This window comes from Streptomyces sp. Da 82-17, assembly GCF_046098215.1.
Taxonomy (GTDB): Bacteria; Actinomycetota; Actinomycetes; order Streptomycetales; family Streptomycetaceae; genus Streptomyces.
This window is the reverse complement of record NZ_JBJURH010000028.1, coordinates 80,676-99,245: the sequence shown is the minus strand read 5'-3', so window position 1 is coordinate 99,245 and position 18,570 is coordinate 80,676. Positions and strand designations below refer to the sequence as shown.

Here is an 18,570-nt window from a genome sequence, read left to right as displayed (position 1 = left end):
TGTCTGCGACACTGGTAGAGCCATGCCTAAGCCCGGAGAACTCACTTTTGTCGCGCCCCGCGGAGCCAAGAAGCCCCCGCGGCACCTCGCCGATCTCTCGCCCGCCGAGCGCAAGGAAGCGGTGGCCGCGATCGGCGAGAAGCCGTTCCGCGCCAAACAGCTGTCCCAGCACTACTTCGCGCGGTACGCGCACGACCCCGAGCAGTGGACGGACATTCCCGCCGCCGCTCGCGGCAAGCTGCAGGAAGCGCTGCTGCCCGAGCTGATGTCGGTCGTGCGGCACATCAGCTGTGACGACGACACCACCCGCAAGACGCTGTGGAAGCTGCACGACGGGACGCTCGTCGAGTCCGTCCTGATGCGGTACCCGGACCGGGTCACCATGTGCATCTCCTCGCAGGCCGGCTGCGGCATGAACTGCCCGTTCTGCGCGACCGGCCAGGCCGGGCTCGACCGGAACCTGTCCACCGCCGAGATCGTCCACCAGATCGTGGACGGCATGCGCGCGCTGCGCGACGGTGAGGTCCCCGGCGGTCCCGCGCGGCTGTCCAACATCGTGTTCATGGGCATGGGCGAGCCGCTCGCCAACTACAACCGCGTGGTCGGCGCCATCCGCCGCCTCACCGACCCGGAGCCGGACGGCCTCGGCATCTCGCAGCGCGGCATCACCGTGTCCACGGTCGGCCTGGTGCCCGCGATGCTGCGGTTCGCCGACGAGGGCTTCAAGTGCCGCCTTGCGGTCTCGCTGCACGCCCCGGATGACGAGCTGCGCGACACCCTCGTGCCGGTCAACACCCGCTGGAAGGTCCGCGAAGTCCTCGACGCCGCCTGGGAGTACGCGGACAAGTCGGGCCGCCGCATCTCCATCGAGTACGCGCTGATCCGGGACATCAACGACCAGGCGTGGCGCGGGGACCGGCTCGGCCGGCTCCTCAAGGGCAAGCGGGTGCACGTCAACCTGATCCCGCTGAACCCGACGCCCGGCTCGAAGTGGACGGCCTCGCGGCCCGAGGACGAGAAGGCGTTCGTCGAGGCCATCGCGGCGCACGGCGTGCCGGTCACCATCCGGGACACCCGCGGCCAGGAGATCGACGGGGCCTGCGGGCAGCTCGCCGCCTCCGAGCGCTGAGCCGCCCGACCGTCGGCCGGCCACGCGTGCCGAGCCCTCCGCGGAGGAGCCCGGCACGCGTGCAGTACCGTGCATTCGTACAAATGAATTCCGACAGGGGAGCGCCGTCAGGGCGCTGAGAGTGCGGCAGTGCCGCAGACCCTCGGACCTGATCCGGGTCATACCGGCGTAGGGAGTCAGCACCAGTCATGAACATCAGTCTTCGGCGTGCCTGCACGATCGTGCTCTGCGGGGCGCTCGGCGTCAGCACCCTCGCCGCCTGCGGCGGCGACAACGGATCCGAGGCTTCCGGTGAAGGCGGCGGCAAGACCGTCACGCTCGTCACCCACTCGTCCTTCAACGTCTCGCCCGACGTCCTGAAGTCCTTCGAGAAGCAGTCCGGGTACAAGGTCAAGATCCTCAAGGGCGGCGACGCCGGCGAGGTCGTCAACAAGGCCGTCCTCTCCAAGGGCAACCCGCAGGGCGACGTCCTCTTCGGCGTCGACAACACCCTGCTGTCCCGCGCCGTCGACAACGGCCTGTTCACGCCGTACGAGGCGAAGGGCCTGGACCAGGTTCTGCCCGAGTACCGGGTGGACGAGAAGCACCACGTCACGCCCGTCGACAGCGGCGACATCTGCGTGAACTACGACAAGAAGTACTTCGCGGACAAGAAGCTGGCCCCGCCGAAGACCCTCGACGACCTGGTCAAGCCCGCGTACAAGAACCTCCTCGTCACCGAGAACGCCGCCACCTCCTCGCCCGGCCTCGGCTTCCTCCTCGGCACCGCCGCCGAGTACGGGGACAAGGGCTGGCAGGACTACTGGAAGAAGCTGAAGGCCAACGGCGTCAAGGTCGTCGACGGCTGGGAGCAGGCGTACAACGAGGAGTTCTCCGGCTCCGCGGGCGGCAAGAAGGCCAAGGCGGACCGGCCGCTGGTGGTGTCGTACGCGTCCAGCCCGCCCGTCGAGGTGCTGTACGCGAAGCCGCAGCCGAAGGAGGCGCCGACCGGCGTGGCCACCGGCACCTGCTTCCGGCAGACCGAGTTCGCCGGACTGCTCGACGGCGCGAAGAACGAGAAGGGCGGAAAGGCCCTCCTGGACTTCCTGATCACCAAGGAGTTCCAGGACGACATGCCGCTGCAGATGTTCGTGAACCCGGTCCGTGAGGGCGCCCAACTCCCGAAGCTGTTCACGGAGTTCGGAGTCGAGGTCGAGGACCCGAAGACCATGGACCCGAAGAAGATCACGGAGAACCGTGAGGACTGGGTCAAGTCGTGGCAGTCGCTGGTCCTGAAGTAACCACGGGGGCCCGCCCCCGGAGGGACGTCCGCGGGAGCGCGGTGCGGCTCGGCCTGATGGTCCTGCCCGTCGCGTTCTTCGCGGTGTTCTTCGCCTACCCGGTCGCCGCGATCGTCGCGCGCGGCCTCAAGGACAGCAGGGCGGGCGGCAGTTGGCAGCTCGGGCGGCTCGGGGACGTCCTCGCCGACCCGGACATCCAGCACGTCCTGTGGTTCACCACCTGGCAGGCCCTGGCCTCCACCGGGCTCACCCTGCTGATCGCGCTGCCCGGCGCGTATGTCTTCGCGCGCTTCGACTTCCCCGGCAAGCAGCTCCTGCGGGCGGTCGTGACCGTGCCGTTCGTGCTGCCCACCGTCGTCGTCGGCACCGCGTTCCTGGCGCTGCTCGGGCGCGGCGGCGTCCTCGACGAGCTGTGGGGCGTGCGGCTCGACACCACGGTGTGGGCGATCCTCCTCGCGCATGTCTTCTTCAACTACGCCGTCGTCGTCCGCACCGTCGGCGGTCTCTGGGCGCAGCTCGACCCGCGGCAGGAGGAGGCCGCGCGGATGCTCGGCGCCTCCCGGCTCGCGGCCTGGCGCCGGGTGACGCTGCCCGCGCTCGGTCCGGCCGTCGCCGCCGCCGCGCTGATGGTGTTCCTGTTCACGTTCACGTCGTTCGGCGTCGTGCAGATCCTCGGCGGGCCCGGCTTCGCCACCCTCGAAGTGGAGATCTACCGGCAGACCGCGCAGCTCCTCGCCCTCGACACCGCCGCCGTCCTCACCCTCGTCCAGTTCGCCGCCGTCGGCGCGGTCCTCGCCGTGCACGCCTGGACGGTCCGGCGCCGCGAGAGCGCCCTCCGGCTCGTCGACGCCGCGCAGACCTCCCGCCGCCCGCAGGGCCCCGCCCAATGGGCGCTGCTCGGCGGGGTGTTGGCGACGGTGCTGCTGCTCGTCCTCGTCCCGCTCGCCGTCCTCGTCGAACGCTCCCTCCACCCCTCCGACGGCTACGGCTTCGACTACTTCCGTGAACTCGGCTCCACCGACGGCGGCGCCTTCCTCGTCCCGCCCGTCGAGGCCGTCGCGAACTCCCTGCAGTACGCGCTCGCCGCCACCGCGATCGCCCTGGTCGTCGGAGGTCTCGCCGCCGCCGCGCTCACCAGGAAGGCCGGACGGCTCGTACGGGGCTTCGACGCGCTGCTGATGCTGCCGCTCGGGGTGTCCGCCGTGACCGTCGGGTTCGGCTTCCTCATCACGCTCGACGAACCGCCGCTGGACCTGCGCGACTCCTGGATCCTCGTGCCGCTCGCGCAGGCCCTCGTCGGCGTGCCCTTCGTCGTCCGCACCATGCTGCCCGTGCTGCGCGCCGTCGACGACAGGCTCCGGGAAGCGGCCGCCGTACTCGGCGCGTCCCCGTGGCGGGTGTGGCGGGAGGTGGACCTGCCGCTCGTCCGCAGGGCCCTGCTCGTCGCCGCCGGGTTCGCGTTCGCCGTGTCGCTCGGCGAGTTCGGGGCGACCGTGTTCATCGCGCGGCCCGACCGGCCCACCCTGCCCGTCGCCGTCGCCACCCTGCTCGGCCGGGCCGGGGAGCTCAACTACGGCCAGGCGATGGCCCTTTCGACCCTGCTGATGCTGGTGTGCGCGGTCTCGCTGCTGCTCCTCGAACGCATCCGCACCGACCGGACCGGAGAGTTCTGATGCTGCGCCTCGACGACGTCTCCGTACGCTTCGGCGGCCCCGCCGGGCAGGCCGCGCTCGACGGCGTCGACCTGGACGTCGCCGAGCACGAGACCGTCTGCGTGCTCGGCCCCAGCGGCAGCGGCAAGTCGACGCTCCTCCGCGTCGTCGCCGGACTCCAGGCCCCCGACACCGGGCGTGTGCTGCTCGCCGGGCACGACCAGGGCGGCGTGCCCGCGCACAAGCGGGGCGTCGGCCTGATGTTCCAGGACCACCAGCTGTTCCCGCAGCGCGACGTGGGCGCCAACGTCGCGTTCGGCCTGCGCATGCACCACGTACCGCGCGCCGAACAGGACGCCCGCGTACGGGAGTTGCTCGAACTCGTCGGACTGCCCGGGGCCGCGCGCCGGGCCGTCGCCTCGCTGTCCGGCGGCGAGCAGCAGCGCGTCGCCCTCGCCCGCGCCCTCGCCCCGCGGCCGAAGCTGCTCATGCTGGACGAGCCGCTCGGCCAGCTCGACCGGTCCCTGCGCGAACGCCTCGTCGTCGAACTGCGGGAGCTCTTCCGGGAGTTGGGCACCACCGTGCTCGCCGTCACGCACGACCAGGGCGAGGCGTTCGCGCTCGCCGACCGGGTCGTCGTCATGCGGGACGGGCGGATCGCGCAGAGCGGCACCCCCCTCGACGTGTGGCAGCGGCCCGCCGACGCGTTCGTCGCCCGCTTCCTCGGCTTCGACAACGTCGCCCCCGGCACCGTCACCGGCGAGGCCGCCGACACCCCGTGGGGCAAGCTCCCCGTCCCGCCCGGCTCCGCGCAGGGCCCGCACGACGTCCTCGTACGGCCCGCCGGAGTCCGCCTCGTCGCCCCCGCCGACGGCCTGACCTGCACGGTCACGGCACGCACCTTCCGCGGCACCCACGTCGCCGTGCACCTGCAGCCCACCGACCCGGCCACGCCCCGCCTCGAAGCGGCCTGCGCGCTGCGGGACGCGCCGGAGACGGGGGACGCGGTGGGCGTGCAGTTCGACGCGGACGACGTGGTGGTCCTCGGCTGAGCGGAGGCGTGCGGTCGGGCTCGCTCGCGGTCGCCCACGAACGGGCAGGTCCTGGCTGTTCAGGCCTGTTGACCGCGTTGATAGCTTGGACCCTCAGCCTTCTCACCGCTTCACCGGGGGACCGATGAGCCAGCCCTGGCAACCCGCACAGCCGCAGCCGCCCCAGCCGGACGGCGGCAACCCGTACGCACAGTCGCCCGGGTCCGGAGCGGGCGCGCCCCCGCCGATGCCCCCGCAGCCGCCGGCCGGCCCGCCGCAGATGCCGCCGCAGGGGTTTCCGGGTCAGCAGCAGTTCCCGGGCCAGCCCGCGCCGATGCCCGGCATGCAGCCCCCGATGCCGTACCCGGGCCCGCAGCCCGGCGGCGGCAGCGCGGTCGGGGCGTTCTTCCTGGGCTGGCTGGTGTCGTTCGTGATCTCGTTGATCTACGTGGGCGTGGTCTTCGCCGCCTACGAGAGCCTGACCGAGGAAGCCGCGGGCTACGGCCTGTACTACGGTCATGCGCTGCTCAACGGTGCCGCCGTCGGCGCCGTCGCCGGACTCGTCGGCCGGCGCAGCAACGGTGCGCACATCTCCGCCGGAATCATCGGCGCGCTCGGCACGTTCTTCGGCAGCACCAACGCGTTCGTGGCCACCTACCTCGACACGGCGGGCAGCGACATCACCTTCCTGCTGCGCGACCACCCCTTCTTCCCCGCCGAGGCCTGGTGGGGTCCGGACGCCGGGTCCGGGATGCTCTCGCTCCTCGGCCTCGTCCTCGCCGCCGCAGCCGGCTGGGGCATCGCGCGGCTCGTCGGTTCGCGCCGCTGAGACGTACGTACGACGCAGGGCCCGTGCCGTTTTGACGGTGCGGGCCTTGCTGCGTGTCGGGGTTCGGCTCGGAGGCCGGGGGTCAGCCCTGGACCGCGTTCTGGTCCATCCACATCACCTCGAAGTGGTGGCCGTCCGGGTCGAGGAAGGAACGCCCGTACATGAAGCCCAGGTCGCTGGGCTCGCCCGCGGGGGAGCCGCCCGCGGCGAGGGCGCGCTCGGTCAGCTCGTCGACCTGGCGGCGGCTCTCGGCGCTCAGGCAGATCAGCGCCTGGGTGGACCGGGCGGAGTCGGAGACGGGCTTCACCGCGAAGCGGGCGAACTTCTCCTCCTGGAGGAGCATCAGGGCGATCGTGTCGCTCACGGACACGCAGACGGTCTCGTCGTCGCTGAACTGCGGGTTGATGCCGTAGCCGACCTCGCTGAAGAACTTCTTCGACAGCTCGACGTCCTGGACGGCGAGATTGATGAAGACCATCTGCTGGTAGGGGCGTGCGGCCATGTGGGGTTCCTCGGCTTCCGTCTCCGCGCCGGCCTGCCGTGCATGGCAGAGCCGTACTGGAGGTAGACGGGCCGGGCGGGCGGAACTCATCGCTGTACGGCGAGAATTGCGGGAAATTTTCTTCGGGCTCCCTCGGGGGTGGCCCGAGGGAGCCCGAACCGGCCGTGGCGGGCGCGGAGTTCAGCCCGTCAGCGGGGCCGCGGCGAGCGTGCCGACCAGCCAGGTCAGCGGGCCGAACACGGCGAGCAGGGCGAGGGCGCGCAGTCCGGCGGCGCCGCGGAGCAGGGAGGCGGGGGCGCCGAGCTGCAGCAGGGCGGCGGTCGTGTCGGCCCGGGACTGACGGGCCTCGACGGCGGCGGTGGCGAGGGTGAGCAGTGCGCACCCGGCGACCAGGCCCGCGCCGAGCACGGTGAGCGGTCCGATACGCGGCCCGGCACCGCCGTACAGGCCGAGCGCGGCGATCCCGGCGGAGGCGACCGCGCAGACCACGCCGAGCGGGCGGCCGATCCGGCGGGACTCCTCCTGCAGCGCGCGGCCCGCGAGCAGCCGGGCGGCGCCGGGCCGGGCCGACTGCAGCAGCTTCCCGCACAGGTACGTCAGGGCGGGCCCGGCGACGGCGAGTCCGGCGGCGGTGATCGCCCAGCCGGCGAGGACGGCGGCCGACGACGAGGCGAACCGCCCCGGCAGCGGGAACCCGGAAGCACCGCCCGCACCGCCGCCCCCGCCCGCCGCGTACGTCTCGACGGCGAGGCCGACCGCCATCAGCGCCACGCCCCAGGGCAGCCCGGCGGGCTGGGGGAGGGGCGGCGCGGGCTCACCGTCGACGGCCCCGGCGTTCACGGCGTCCTCGACCGGGTCCGAACTGCCCTTGTCCGTAAGGGACTTGGCGGTGCTCTTGGATGGCGTGGCCGTGCGCGGGCGCAGGGCGAGGGCGCCCGCGACCGTGCCCGCGACGGGGACGATCAGGAGCAGCGTGCAGACCCCCGCGACCGGCAACGGCTGCCCGGCGCCCAGGAGTTCGGCGGCGGCGCCGTCGAGGGGGAGGCCGCTGATGTCGCCGCGCAGGTGCAGGAAGAGCAGCAGCGCGACCATCGAGCCGAGCGTGCAGGAGATCGCCGTCGAGATCGCGGAGAGCAGCATCAGGCGGGCCGGGCCCAGGCCGACGGCGGAGAGCGCGGCGCGCGGCCGGGTCGCCGGGTCGGTACGGGCGACGGCCACCGCGAACTGCACGGTCGCGGCGAGCGGCACCGCGCACCAGGCGAGCCGCAGCGCGGACGAGTCGGCGGCCCGCGGGTGGCCGAGCGCGTACCCGAGGGCGCAGAGCAGCAGGAAGCCGGTGCCGGCGGAGGCGGCGGCGACGGCGAGCCGGCGCAGCAGGACCAGGGGGTGGGAGCCGCGGGCTAGACGGAGAGCGAGCACGCCGCGCCTTCCGACTTGCCGTCCGCGGGCAGCGGGACGGTGTTGACGATGCGGCCGTCGAGCAGGCTGACGCTGCGGTCGGCGAAGGCCGCGACGTCGGCGTCGTGGGTGGCGAGGACGACGGTGATGCCGTGCGAGCGGGCCGCCGTGGTGAGGGTGCGCAGGATGTGCGCGCGGTCGGCGCGGTGCAGCGGCGCGGTCGGCTCGTCGGCGAACAGGACGGTCGGCTCGTTGACCAACGCCCGGGCGACGGCGACCCGTTGGCGTTCGGCGTGGGTGAGGGCGTGCGGGCGCTTGCGGGCGAGGTTGCCGATGTCGAGCCGGTCGAGCCACTCCAGGGCGGCCTTGCGGGCGGTGCGGTTGCCGACGCCGTGCAGCATCAGCGGCAGCGCGGCGTTCTCCCACGCGGTGAGCTCGGGGACGAGGCGCGGCTGCGGGTCGATCCAGCCGAACTTGTCGCGCCGCAGCCGTTCACGGACGAGCCGGCCCATGGTGTGCACCGGCGTCGAGTTGAACCAGACCTCGCCCTGCTGCGCGACGAGCTGCCCGGACAGGCACTGGAGCAGTGTCGTCTTGCCGCTGCCGCGCGGTCCGCCGACGGCGAGGATCTCCTGCTCGCGCACGCCGACGGAGACGCCGGTGAGGGCGGGGGTGCCGTTGCGCGAGAAGTGCAGGGTGCGTGCCCACAGCACGTCGTTGTCCGGTGGGGCCACCATGGCGATACACCTCGGTTCGGTTACGAAGGGCGTGGAAGTGCGCACGTGGATCAGTGCGGTGCCGTCCCCCGTACGGGGGAACGAGTCACTGGGCCGATCGGTCACAGGAACCGTAGGGACATATCCGGACAGTACGGACAGCACACGGCCCGGGGGCACGCGTTCTCACTCGAACGGGGCACCCGGGCCGTGGGGTGGTGCGTGGCGCGTGGGCTTTACAGCTTGGTCCACGCTTCCGTGAGGACGTTGCGCAGGATCTGCTCGATCTCGTCGAACGTCGACTGGTCCGCGATCAGCGGCGGCGCCAGCTGGATGACCGGGTCGCCGCGGTCGTCGGCACGGCAGTACAGGCCGTTGTCGTACAGCGCCTTGGAGAGGAAGCCGTAGAGGACGCGCTCCGTCTCCTCCTCGTTGAAGGACTCCTTGGTGGCCTTGTCCTTCACGAGCTCGATGCCGTAGAAGAAGCCGTTGCCGCGGACGTCGCCGACGATCGGCAGGTCGTGCAGCTTGCTGAGGGTGTTGAAGAAGTTGCCCTCGTTGTCGAGCACGTGCTGGTTGAGGCCCTCGCGCTCGAAGATGTCGAAGTTGGTGAGCGCCACGGCCGAGGAGACCGGGTGGCCGCCGAAGGTGTAGCCGTGCAGGAAGGTGTTGTCGCCCTTGTAGAACGGCTCGGCCAGGCGGTCCGAGACGATGCAGGCGCCGATCGGGGAGTAGCCCGAGGTCATGCCCTTGGCGCAGGTGATCATGTCCGGCACGTAGCCGAACTTGTCGCAGGCGAACATCGTGCCGAGGCGGCCGAAGGCGCAGATCGTCTCGTCCGAGACGAGCAGCACGTCGTACTGGTCGCAGATCTCGCGGACCCGCTGGAAGTACCCGGGCGGCGGCGGGAAGCAGCCGCCGGCGTTCTGCACCGGCTCCAGGAAGACCGCGGCGACGGTCTCCGGGCCCTCGAAGAGGATCTGCTGCTCGATCTGGTCGGCGGCCCAGCGGCCGAAGGCCTCCGGGTCGTCGCCGTGGATCGGGGCGCGGTAGATGTTGGTGTTCGCCACCTTGTGCGCACCGGGGACCAGCGGCTCGAAGGGGGCCTTCAGGCCGGGCAGGCCGGTGATGGACAGGGCGCCCTGCGGGGTGCCGTGGTAGGCCACCGCGCGGGAGATCACCTTGTACTTGGTGTGCTTGCCCTGCAGCTTGAAGTACTGCTTGGCCAGCTTCCAGGCGGTCTCGACGGCCTCGCCGCCGCCGGTGGTGAAGAAGACCTTGTTGAGGTCGCCCGGCGCGTAGTGCGCGAGGCGCTCGGCGAGCTCGACGGCCTTGGGGTGGGCGTACGACCAGACCGGGAAGAAGGCGAGCTCCTGGGCCTGCTTGTACGCGGTCTCGGCGAGCTCGACGCGGCCGTGGCCGGCGTTGACCACGAACAGGCCGGCGAGGCCGTCGAGGTAGCGCTTGCCCTGGTCGTCGTAGATGTAGGTGCCCTCACCGCGGACGATGGTGGGGACGGGGGTGTTCTCGTACGACGACATGCGGGTGAAGTGCATCCACAGGTGGTCGTAGGCGGTCTTGGAGAGGTCCTGGCTCACGGCTATCGGGTTCCCCACATATAGGTCTGCTTCTTGAGCTTCAGGTAGACGAAGCTCTCGGTGGAGCGCACGCCGGGCAGGGTCCGGACGCGCTTGTTGATCACGTCGAGCAGCTGGTCGTCGTCCTCGCAGACGACCTCCACCATCAGGTCGAAAGAGCCCGCGGTGATCACGATGTACTCGACTTCGGGCATCGCCGACAGCGCTTCCGCCACCGGGTCGAGATCGCCCTCGACGTTGATGCCGAGCATCGCCTGCCGCCGGAAACCCACGGTGAGCGGGTCGGTGACGGCGACGATCTGCATCACGCCTTGGTCGAGCAGCTTCTGGACGCGCTGCCGCACGGCCGCCTCGGACAGGCCCACTGCCTTGCCGATCGCGGCGTACGGACGGCGCCCGTCCTCCTGCAACTGCTCGATGATCGCGAGGGAGACGGCGTCCACGGTGGGAGAGCCGTTCCCGGTCCTGGGGGAGTCTGCGCTTCGACTGGCCACGTCCTCACTGTGCACGACGTGTCGTCTGTCCCGCAAGTCCAGATCGATGAAATTCGTTGTCTCGGGACTCTGAGCCAACTGATTTCGTAGTTCTAGGGCTGTAGGTATGTCGAAAGCGTGAGCGGGGAAGTTAGGGTAGGCCTGGGTGTCTCACCCATCGGACGTAGGTCCGGCAGAACCCGCCAGAACCGCTCATGACCAACCCTCTGATTAGGAGGCCGCAGTGACCACCGAGCTGCGTCGTCTGCGCAATTACATCGACGGAGAGTTCCGGGACGCCGCGGACGGGCGGACCACCGAGGTGGTCAACCCGGCTACCGGTGAGCCGTACGCCACCGCCCCGCTCTCCGGCCAGGCGGACGTCGACGCCGCCATGGCCGCCGCCGAGAAGGCCTTCCCGGCCTGGCGCGACCTCGTGCCCGCCGAGCGCCAGAAGGCGCTCCTCAAGATCGCCGACGCCTTCGAGGAGCGCCAGGAGGAGCTCATCGCGGCCGAGTCGGAGAACTGCGGCAAGCCCGTCGGGCTGACCCGCACCGAAGAGATCCCGGCGATGATCGACCAGATCCGGTTCTTCGCGGGCGCCGCCCGGATGCTGGAGGGCCGCTCCGCCGGTGAGTACATGGAGGGCCTGACCTCCATCATCCGCCGCGAGCCGATCGGCGTCTGCGCGCAGGTCGCGCCGTGGAACTACCCGATGATGATGGCCGTCTGGAAGTTCGCCCCGGCGCTCGCCGCGGGCAACACCGTCGTCCTCAAGCCCTCGGACACGACGCCCGCGTCGACCGTCCTGATGGCCGAGATCATCGGCTCGATCGTGCCGAAGGGCGTCTTCAACGTCGTCACCGGCGACCGCGAGACCGGCCGCATGATGGTCGAGCACAAGACCCCGGCGATGGCCTCCATCACCGGCTCCGTGCGCGCCGGCATGCAGGTCGCCGAGTCCGCCGCCAAGGACCTCAAGCGGGTCCACCTGGAGCTCGGCGGCAAGGCGCCCGTCGTGGTCTTCGAGGACGCCGACATCCCCGGCGCCGTCGCCGGCATCTCCGAGGCGGGCTTCTTCAACGCCGGCCAGGACTGCACGGCCGCCACCCGCGTCCTCGTCCACGAGTCCATCCACGACGAGTTCGTCACCGCCCTCGCCAAGGCCGCCGCCGACACCAAGACCGGCATGCCCGACGACGAGGACGTCCTGTACGGCCCGCTGAACAACCCGAACCAGCTCGCGCAGGTCGAGGGCTTCATCGACCGGCTGCCCGCGCACGCCAAGGTCGAGACGGGTGGCCAGCGCGTCGGCGACAAGGGCTACTTCTACGCCCCGACCGTCGTCTCCGGCCTCAAGCAGGACGACGAGATCATCCAGAACGAGGTCTTCGGCCCGGTCATCACCGTCCAGTCGTTCCGCGACGAGGACCAGGCCGTCGAGTACGCGAACGGCGTCGAGTACGCCCTCGCCTCCTCGGTGTGGACCAAGGACCACGCCCGCGCGATGCGCATGTCCAAGGTCCTCGACTTCGGCTGCGTGTGGATCAACACCCACATCCCGCTGGTCGCCGAGATGCCGCACGGCGGCTTCAAGAAGTCCGGCTACGGCAAGGACCTCTCCGCGTACGGCTTCGACGACTACACGCGCGTCAAGCACGTCATGACGTCCCTCGGCTGAGTGCCGCAGGCGTTCTGAACCACGGCGGGCCATGGACACGGCGGTGTCCATGGCCCGCGGTGCTTGCGTCGACTGCGGCCGTGTGCCGGCCGGGCGTTCAGCCCGGAGAGCCACCGGTTCACCCGGTCTCCGGCAGCGGTTCGCGGGCCGTGTGCCAGGCGGGCGGGAGGGCGGTCGTGCCCGTGCGGGCGGCGATGATTCCGCCGGTGATGGCGCAGGTGGTGTCGATGTCGCCGCGGCCGGCGACCGTGTGCCACAGGCCCTCGTGCAGGTCGTCGAGATGTGTGGCCGCGCACCACAGGGCGTACGGGACGGTGTCGGGGCCCGACATGCGGTACCCGGAGCCCAGGACCTCCGCGGCGTGCCGGACCGAGGTGTGCTGCGGCATGCGGGCGGCGATCCGTACGCCGGACCTGACGTCACCGGCCGGCAGTCGGTCCGCCACCGCCCGCAGGAACTCCGGCCGCGCCGGGGCCGTGCCGCCGCGGCTGCGGGTCGCGAGGGCCGCGGCCACGGCGACGGCCACCGCCCCGGCGACCGCCTCCGGGTGGTGGTGCGACACCTCGCTCTGCCGGGCTGCCTGCTCGGCGACCGTGTCCAGGTCGTCGGCCAGCCACGCGCCGAGCGGTGCGACGCGCATGGCCGCGCCGTTGCCCCACGAGCCCTGGCCGCCGAACTGCCCCGCGACCACCTCGCGCCAGTCCTCGCCCGTGCCGATCCGGCGCAGCACGTCGTGCATCGACGCCCCGTAGCCGCGGTGCGGGTCCGCCGCGTACGCCTCGGCGAGGCGGCGGGCGAAGCGGTCCTGGTCGACGGCGCCGCCGCCGTCGCCGAGCTCCTGGAACAGGACGACCGCCTGGGCCGTGTCGTCGCTCCACCGCCACAGCGGCTCCGGGGGCGGAACGCGCGCCTCCAGGGCGGCCGGGCCCACCCGCCGCAGGATGCCGAACCACCGGTCCCCGAACGCGTCGCCGAAGGCGAGGCCGGAGAGCGAATCCAGCGCGGCGGGAGGGGAGTTGGGCGGCAGCGGTGCGGGGCGGTGGTGGTCGGGCATCGCAGCAGTATCGCCGGGCGGTACCGGCGACGGCACCGGGATTTTCGTACGAGGGCCGCCCGTGCGCTCAGCGGTTGAACGCCGGGAAGGCGAAGCGCTGGGCCAGGCGGAGGCCGTCGCCCTTCGCGTCGGTCGCGGTCACCGCGTAGACGACCGTACGGGACAGGTCGCGGGTGGCCGCGACGACCGTGTGGTAGCCGGGGCGGGCGCCGGTCTTGCCCCAGACGACCCGGCCGTCGACCACGAACCGCTCCAGGCTCGCGCTCCGCGTCGCACCCGGTACGTCCGGCACCGTGAACATCTCCCGCAGCTGCGGCTCGGGCACGAGTTCCCCGCGGAACACGGCGAACAGCAGCCGCTCCAGGTCGGCGGTCGTCGAGATCATGTCGCCCGCAGCCTTGCGGTCCGCCATGTTCCACTCCGTGACGTCCACGAGCCGGCCGTCCATGTCCTCGTACCCCCGGTTGTGCGGGCCGTGGACGGTCGGGTCCGGGTCGACGGGGAAGGACGTGTGCCGCATGCCGACGGGCTTGAACACCCTTGTCTCCGCCTGGTGTTCGTACGTGTCGCCGGTGACCTTCTCGATCAGCATGGCCAGGACGAGGTAGTGGATGTTGCCGTAGTGCTGCTCCGCGCCCGGCGCGTGCCGCGGGCCCTTGGCGACCCCGGTGGCGACGACCTCCTCGGGCGGCAGCGTCTCGAAGCGGTGCGGGAACTCCTCGTCGACGGTGTCGCCGAACGTCCGCCCGCCCTGCAGCCCGCTCGTGAAGTTGAGCAACTGCCGTACGGTGACGGGCCCGAAGTCGTCGCCGAGCAGTCCGGGCAGGTACTCCTGCACGGTCCCGTCGAGGTCGAGCCGGCCCTCGGCGACCAGTTGGAGGACGACCGCCGCAGTCACCACCTTGGTCGTCGAACCCGCCCGGAAGCGGGCGTTTCGAAGGGCCTTGCGGCCGGTCTCCACATCGTGCACCCCCGCGATCCCGTACCAGCTGCCGCGGCCTCCCACCCGGATCTCGGCCGAGGTCGCGGCCGCGTCGGGCAGTCCGCGCAGGGCTCTCTCCAGGGCGGCCACGTCCGGGCCGTCGGCTTCGGCCTGCCCGCCCCGGGCTTCCGCCTCCCGGCTCGCGGCGTGCGCGGCCGGACGCGCGTCCGCATGGGCCGGGGCGCTCAACGGCCCGGCGGCGAAGGCGAGTACGAGCGCTGCGGCGAGGGCGGCGCGCGAGCGGGCGGTGCGCGAACCAGGGGTGGGCGTGGGCCGGTGTGTCATCGGGCTGCTCCAGGGATGCGGGCGTCGAGGTGCGGTACGCCCTCATCCTGCTGAGCCGGGACCGCCCCGGAATCGCCGTCGAGGAGGGGCCCGACCCTGGCCCGTCCCCGGCTCAACAGCCCTCGCCCGCAGGGGTGTTGTCGGGGTACGCCCCCTAGGGGCCCGGCGGTTCGGGGGCGGGCCTGCGCATCCCGGCCTAGAGGGTGGCCGCGTCGCGGAGCGCGGTCAGGACGTCCACGCGGTTCGTGGTGATCCCGTCCACCCCGTACCCGAGCAGCCGCCGCATCGAGCGGCGGGTGTCCGGCGTCCACGCGGAGACGAGCAGCCCGTCCTTGTGGATACGCGCGACGAGCTCCGAACTCAGCAGCCCGAAGCGGTAGTTGAGCCAGCGGGGCCGCACCTCGTCGAGTACGCCGGGCCGCACCGGCGCGAGCGTGGCCCAGGTCAGCGCGATCTCCGCCGCCGGGTCGGCCTGCCGCACCCGATGCATCGCCCGCGCGCCCGCGCAGTACGCGACCCGGTCGGCGGCGCCGCACTCGTGCACCGTGCCGACGACCGCGCGCACCGTCCGCGCCGAGGCGCCCGGCAGGTCAAGCCAAAGCCGCCGGTCGGGCACGGCCGCGAGGGCCTCGGCGAGCGTGGGCACCCCGCCGCCGCTGAGGCCGCGCACCTCCGCAGCGGAGAGCTGTGCGAGCGGACGGTCGTGGCCCCAGAGGCGTTCGAGCGTCTCGTCGTGCAGCAGCACGGGCACGCCGTCGCGGGTCAGCCGTACGTCGATCTCCACGGCGTCGGCGCCCGCGGCGAAGGCGGAGCGCAGCGAGGGCAGGGTGTTCTCCCGGGCCCGGTACGGGTCGCCCCGGTGGGCCACGACGGTGAGGGTCTGCATGCGCTCCATTCTCACCAGTCGTGATCACCGGGGCGAGCCCGGATGGGCCTGTGGTGCTTCCGCGCGCCCCCGGCCCTTACGGCGCCAGCCAGTTGGACGTGTACGTGTCGATCTCCGCGGCGAGCTTCGCCTTGCCGCTCTCGTCCAGGAAGGACGCGGCGACGGCGTTCTTGGCGAGCTCGGCGAGGCCCCGCTCGTCCAGGTCGAGGAGGCGGGCGGCGACGCCGTACTCGTTGTTGAGGTCCGTGCCGAACATCGGCGGGTCGTCCGAGTTGATGGTGACCGGCACCCCGGCCGCGACCATCTGCTTGACCGGGTGCTGGTCCAGGTCGAGCACGGCGCGGGTCGCGATGTTCGACGTCGGGCAGACCTCCAGCGGGATGCGGTGCTCGGCGAGGTGGCGAAGGAGCTCCGGGTCCTGGGCGGAACTCGTGCCGTGCCCGATGCGCTCGGCGCGCAGCTCGGTCAGTGCGTCCCAGACGGTCTGCGGCCCGGTGGTCTCGCCCGCGTGCGGCACGCTGCGCAGGCCGGCGGCGATCGCGCGGTCGAAGTACGGCTTGAACTGCGGGCGGGGGACGCCGATCTCGGGTCCGCCGAGGCCGAACGACACCAGGCCCTCGGGGCGCAGCCGGTCGTCGGTCGCGAGCCGCGTCGTCTCCTCGGCGGCTTCGAGTCCGGCCTCGCCGGGGATGTCGAAGCACCAGCGCAGCACCGTCCCGAACTCGGCCTCGGCGGCCTTGCGGGCGTCCTCGATCGCGTCCATGAAGGCCCGCTCACCGATGCCCCGCCGGGTCGAGCTGAACGGGGTGATGGTCAGCTCGGCGTACCGGATCTGCTGCCGGGCCATGTCCCGGGCCACCTCGTACGTGAGCAGCCGGACGTCCTCGGGCGTGCGGATCAGGTCGACCACCGACAGGTACACCTCGATGAAGTGCGCGAAGTCGGTGAACGTGAAGTAGTCGGCGAGCGCCTCAGGGTCGGTGGGGACCTTGGAGTCCGGGTGCCGGGCGGCGAGTTCGGCGACGATGCGCGGGGAGGCGGAGCCGACGTGGTGGACGTGGAGCTCGGCCTTGGGCAGACCGGCGATGAAGGCGGGCAGATCGGACAAGGGGTTCCTCCCCAGGAATGGCGCCGCAGGGGGCGCGGGTGATCGGCTGATCGGTGTATCGGGGATCATCGTAGGAGCCCGCCCGCTCGGCGGGTCCTGGGCCTTAGCATGACGGAACGTACGAATGAGGGGATCGCCCATGTCCGACGAAGCACGGCAGACCCCGGGCGAGCCCGTGTCGCGCGACCCGTGGGCGCCGCCGGAGGACCGCGCGCCCGCGCCGTCCGCGCCTGCCGAGTCGCCCGCGCCGACCGAGTCGCCCGCGCCGACCGAGTCGCCCGAGGCGCCCGGGCCGTCCGGGTCCGCGCCGGCCGGTGGTGCTGCCGCTCCGGACGTCTCGCTCACCAAGCCGCAGGTGTCGTTCGGCAAGGAGTCCGCGCCGGCCGCCGAGCCGCGCGACCCGTGGGCGCCGCCCGCGGACGGCGCCGGGCACGGGGGCTCGGTGCACGACCAGGCGACCGTCGCCTCCATGCCGGGTGTGGGGCCCGCCGGTGCGCCGGGTGCTCCGGCCGACCCGTGGCAGGCGCCCGCGCCCGGGTACGGCTACCCGACGGGCGGTGAGTCAGTGCCTCCGCCGCCGGTGTCGCCCGAGGGGCCGGGGCAGTCGCCGTACGCGCAGGTCGCGGGGCACCCCGGCTATCCCGGATACCCGGCTGCGGGGGCGGGGTACGGCTGGTCGCAGATGCCGATGCAGCCGAGCAACGGCATGGGCGTGACGTCGCTGGTGCTCGGCATCATCGCCGCGGCGATCTTCTGCCTCTGGCCGGTGGCGATCATCCTCGGCATCCTCGCGATCATCTTCGGCGCGATCGGCCGGGCCAAGGCGAACCGGGGCGAGGCGACGAATCCTGGGCAGGCGCTTGCCGGGTTGATCTGCGGGATCGTCGGGCTGGTGCTGGGGCTCGGGTTCCTGATCGCCGTGATCGTCGCTGCCGCCAGTGACTCGCATGACGATCCGAATCCGTACGACGGGATTTCGGCGATCCGGGTGGTGGGCGAGCGGGTCGGTTGAGGCGCGCGCTGCGCGCGCTCGTGCGCAGTGCAAGTCCCTTGCCGGGGGCCGGAGTTCAGCGAACTCCGGCCCCCGGGCCCGTTTGTTGCCTGTCGCGCCGTCGTGGCTGGTCGCGCAGTTCCCCGCGCCCCTGGGGGCGGGGCTTCGCCCCGAGCCCCCGAGGGGCGCCCGTTCGCCTCACACTCGTCCGCGGGCCTCCATCAAGGCGAAGCCGAGGAGGTTGGAGCCGCGCCAGTCGAGTGGGTTCTCGGCCCGGGGGTCGTCCGCCGCCAGGCCTATGCCCCAGATGCGGTCGACGGGGCTGGCCTCGACCAGGACGCGCTCGCCCGTGCCGACCAGGAAGGCGCGCAGCTCGTCGTGCGCCGTGAACTTGTGGACGCTGCCCTCGACGACGATGCCGAACCGCTCGCGCTCCCACAGCTGTTCGTCGAAGCCGCGGACCAGGCGGCCCGCCTTCTTCGCCGCCGCGGGAGAACTCGCCCGCAGCACCTGCCGCTCCGCCTCCGCGTCCCCGAAGAGGCGGGCCTTGGCGGCCATCATCCAGTGCTCCGCCGACGCGTACTCCACGCCGTCCACCGTGAACGCCGACGGCCACCACTGGCTGAGGCAACTCGCCCCGATCCGGCCGTCCTTGCGCGGAGCGTGCCCCCAGAAGTGCAGGAACTTGACCCGCTCCCCGCGCGCGATCCGCTCAGCCAGGCGGAGCCGCTCCTGCGCCGCGTCGAACAGCTCGCCCTGCCCGTCACCCGACACGTCGCCCCGTACGTTTCCCCGCAGGGTCCCCTCGTTCATGCATGCGAGTCTGTCAGGCGCCACTGACAATGCGTCCTTGGATTTCCTCGGGGACTCGACACCGGGTCGACCGATTCCGTCGCGTAACCAAAAGGAAACAACGGAATCCCTTGGCGATGAGTGGCCCCTCTGTCAGGATCAGCAGTCAATTCGAGCTGGAGC

Annotated in this window: 16 protein-coding genes, 1 pseudogene and 1 riboswitch; of the genes and pseudogenes, 7 read left to right on the top strand and 10 right to left on the bottom strand. The window is 72.1% G+C overall.

Translation table 11 applies throughout. The features are described from left to right. The first annotated feature begins 22 nt into the window (after positions 1 to 22). From rlmN to ACIDOF_RS33825, 5 genes are all read left to right on the top strand, one after another. Positions 23 to 1,129 carry a 23S rRNA (adenine(2503)-C(2))-methyltransferase RlmN gene (rlmN, locus tag ACIDOF_RS33845; protein ID WP_409010041.1) on the top strand — a complete coding sequence of 369 codons (1,107 nt, stop codon included), beginning with the start codon at positions 23 to 25 and terminating at the stop codon, positions 1,127 to 1,129. A gap of 85 nt (positions 1,130 to 1,214) precedes the next feature. Then, positions 1,215 to 1,321, top strand: a riboswitch (TPP riboswitch). After that, the gene (locus ACIDOF_RS33840; protein ID WP_409010040.1) at positions 1,318 to 2,409 is read left to right on the top strand and encodes a thiamine ABC transporter substrate binding subunit; all 1,092 of its coding nucleotides are present in this window, start codon (positions 1,318 to 1,320) and stop codon (positions 2,407 to 2,409) included. Its footprint overlaps the riboswitch before it by 4 nt. 41 nt (positions 2,410 to 2,450) lie before the next feature. Further along, positions 2,451 to 4,082 carry an ABC transporter permease gene (locus tag ACIDOF_RS33835; RefSeq protein ID WP_409010039.1) on the top strand — a complete coding sequence of 544 codons (1,632 nt, stop codon included), beginning with the start codon at positions 2,451 to 2,453 and terminating at the stop codon, positions 4,080 to 4,082. Further along, the gene (locus ACIDOF_RS33830) at positions 4,082 to 5,113 is read left to right on the top strand and encodes an ABC transporter ATP-binding protein (protein ID WP_409010038.1); all 1,032 of its coding nucleotides are present in this window, start codon (positions 4,082 to 4,084) and stop codon (positions 5,111 to 5,113) included. Before ACIDOF_RS33835 ends, ACIDOF_RS33830 begins: the two co-directional genes overlap by 1 nt. Before the next feature lie 124 nt (positions 5,114 to 5,237). Continuing rightward, positions 5,238 to 5,921: a hypothetical protein gene (locus tag ACIDOF_RS33825; protein WP_409010037.1), complete on the top strand. Its 684-nt coding sequence runs from the start codon at positions 5,238 to 5,240 to the stop codon at positions 5,919 to 5,921. 82 nt (positions 5,922 to 6,003) lie between these two features. On the opposite strand, the gene ACIDOF_RS33820 is transcribed toward ACIDOF_RS33825, so the two are convergent. The 5 genes from ACIDOF_RS33820 to ACIDOF_RS33800 form a co-directional block, all read right to left on the bottom strand. Next, on the bottom strand, positions 6,004 to 6,423 hold the full coding sequence (locus ACIDOF_RS33820; protein ID WP_409010036.1) for a VOC family protein: 420 nt from the start codon (positions 6,421 to 6,423) through the stop codon (positions 6,004 to 6,006). Positions 6,424 to 6,603: 180 nt separating this feature from the next. Next, the gene (locus tag ACIDOF_RS33815; RefSeq protein ID WP_409010035.1) at positions 6,604 to 7,842 is read right to left on the bottom strand and encodes a hypothetical protein; all 1,239 of its coding nucleotides are present in this window, start codon (positions 7,840 to 7,842) and stop codon (positions 6,604 to 6,606) included. Further along, positions 7,824 to 8,558, bottom strand: a complete 735-nt coding sequence (locus tag ACIDOF_RS33810; RefSeq protein WP_409010034.1) for an ABC transporter ATP-binding protein — start codon at positions 8,556 to 8,558, stop codon at positions 7,824 to 7,826. The genes ACIDOF_RS33815 and ACIDOF_RS33810 overlap by 19 nt, the downstream gene beginning before the upstream one ends. Positions 8,559 to 8,773: 215 nt before the next feature. Next, on the bottom strand, positions 8,774 to 10,153 hold the full coding sequence (locus ACIDOF_RS33805) for an aspartate aminotransferase family protein (RefSeq protein WP_409010033.1): 1,380 nt from the start codon (positions 10,151 to 10,153) through the stop codon (positions 8,774 to 8,776). Continuing rightward, positions 10,138 to 10,629 (bottom strand): Lrp/AsnC family transcriptional regulator, encoded by a 492-nt coding sequence (locus tag ACIDOF_RS33800; protein WP_409010032.1) that lies wholly within the window; start codon positions 10,627 to 10,629, stop codon positions 10,138 to 10,140. Before ACIDOF_RS33800 ends, ACIDOF_RS33805 begins: the two co-directional genes overlap by 16 nt. A 223-nt stretch (positions 10,630 to 10,852) precedes the next feature. Here ACIDOF_RS33800 and ACIDOF_RS33795 point away from each other — a divergent pair, with 223 nt between their 5' ends. Further along, positions 10,853 to 12,289 (top strand): gamma-aminobutyraldehyde dehydrogenase, encoded by a 1,437-nt coding sequence (locus ACIDOF_RS33795; RefSeq protein ID WP_409010031.1) that lies wholly within the window; start codon positions 10,853 to 10,855, stop codon positions 12,287 to 12,289. Between the two features lie 118 nt (positions 12,290 to 12,407). On the opposite strand, the gene ACIDOF_RS33790 is transcribed toward ACIDOF_RS33795, so the two are convergent. From ACIDOF_RS33790 to ACIDOF_RS33775, 4 genes and pseudogenes are all read right to left on the bottom strand, one after another. Further along, positions 12,408 to 13,343, bottom strand: a complete 936-nt coding sequence (locus ACIDOF_RS33790) for an ADP-ribosylglycohydrolase family protein (RefSeq protein ID WP_409010030.1) — start codon at positions 13,341 to 13,343, stop codon at positions 12,408 to 12,410. A gap of 67 nt (positions 13,344 to 13,410) precedes the next feature. After that, complete coding sequence (locus ACIDOF_RS33785) at positions 13,411 to 14,610, bottom strand: serine hydrolase domain-containing protein (RefSeq protein WP_409010029.1); 1,200 nt, start codon at positions 14,608 to 14,610, stop codon at positions 13,411 to 13,413. A 196-nt stretch (positions 14,611 to 14,806) separates the two neighbouring features. Beyond that, the gene (locus tag ACIDOF_RS33780) at positions 14,807 to 15,496 is read right to left on the bottom strand and encodes a glycerophosphodiester phosphodiesterase (RefSeq protein ID WP_409010028.1); all 690 of its coding nucleotides are present in this window, start codon (positions 15,494 to 15,496) and stop codon (positions 14,807 to 14,809) included. A 76-nt stretch (positions 15,497 to 15,572) separates the two neighbouring features. After that, positions 15,573 to 16,647 (bottom strand): annotated as a pseudogene (locus ACIDOF_RS33775) (adenosine deaminase). A 96-nt stretch (positions 16,648 to 16,743) separates the two neighbouring features. On the opposite strand from ACIDOF_RS33775, the gene ACIDOF_RS33770 reads away from it, so the two are divergent. Continuing rightward, positions 16,744 to 17,616, top strand: a complete 873-nt coding sequence (locus ACIDOF_RS33770) for a DUF4190 domain-containing protein (RefSeq protein ID WP_409010027.1) — start codon at positions 16,744 to 16,746, stop codon at positions 17,614 to 17,616. A 177-nt stretch (positions 17,617 to 17,793) separates the two neighbouring features. Here the strand turns inward: ACIDOF_RS33770 and ACIDOF_RS33765 are convergent, their stop codons facing one another. Then, complete coding sequence (locus ACIDOF_RS33765) at positions 17,794 to 18,408, bottom strand: NADAR family protein (protein ID WP_409010026.1); 615 nt, start codon at positions 18,406 to 18,408, stop codon at positions 17,794 to 17,796. Positions 18,409 to 18,570 lie beyond the last annotated feature (162 nt).

Coding starts and splice junctions, on each gene's coding strand:
- ACIDOF_RS33840 (WP_409010040.1), top strand. CDS start 1,318: ATGAACATCAGTCTTCGGCGTGCCTGCACGATCGTGCTCTGCGGGGCG.
- ACIDOF_RS33785 (WP_409010029.1), bottom strand. CDS start 14,610: ATGACACACCGGCCCACGCCCACCCCTGGTTCGCGCACCGCCCGCTCG.
- ACIDOF_RS33830 (WP_409010038.1), top strand. CDS start 4,082: ATGCTGCGCCTCGACGACGTCTCCGTACGCTTCGGCGGCCCCGCCGGG.
- ACIDOF_RS33770 (WP_409010027.1), top strand. CDS start 16,744: ATGTCCGACGAAGCACGGCAGACCCCGGGCGAGCCCGTGTCGCGCGAC.
- ACIDOF_RS33765 (WP_409010026.1), bottom strand. CDS start 18,408: ATGAACGAGGGGACCCTGCGGGGAAACGTACGGGGCGACGTGTCGGGT.
- ACIDOF_RS33810 (WP_409010034.1), bottom strand. CDS start 8,558: ATGGTGGCCCCACCGGACAACGACGTGCTGTGGGCACGCACCCTGCAC.
- rlmN (WP_409010041.1), top strand. CDS start 23: ATGCCTAAGCCCGGAGAACTCACTTTTGTCGCGCCCCGCGGAGCCAAG.
- ACIDOF_RS33825 (WP_409010037.1), top strand. CDS start 5,238: ATGAGCCAGCCCTGGCAACCCGCACAGCCGCAGCCGCCCCAGCCGGAC.
- ACIDOF_RS33780 (WP_409010028.1), bottom strand. CDS start 15,496: ATGCAGACCCTCACCGTCGTGGCCCACCGGGGCGACCCGTACCGGGCC.
- ACIDOF_RS33790 (WP_409010030.1), bottom strand. CDS start 13,343: ATGCCCGACCACCACCGCCCCGCACCGCTGCCGCCCAACTCCCCTCCC.
- ACIDOF_RS33820 (WP_409010036.1), bottom strand. CDS start 6,423: ATGGCCGCACGCCCCTACCAGCAGATGGTCTTCATCAATCTCGCCGTC.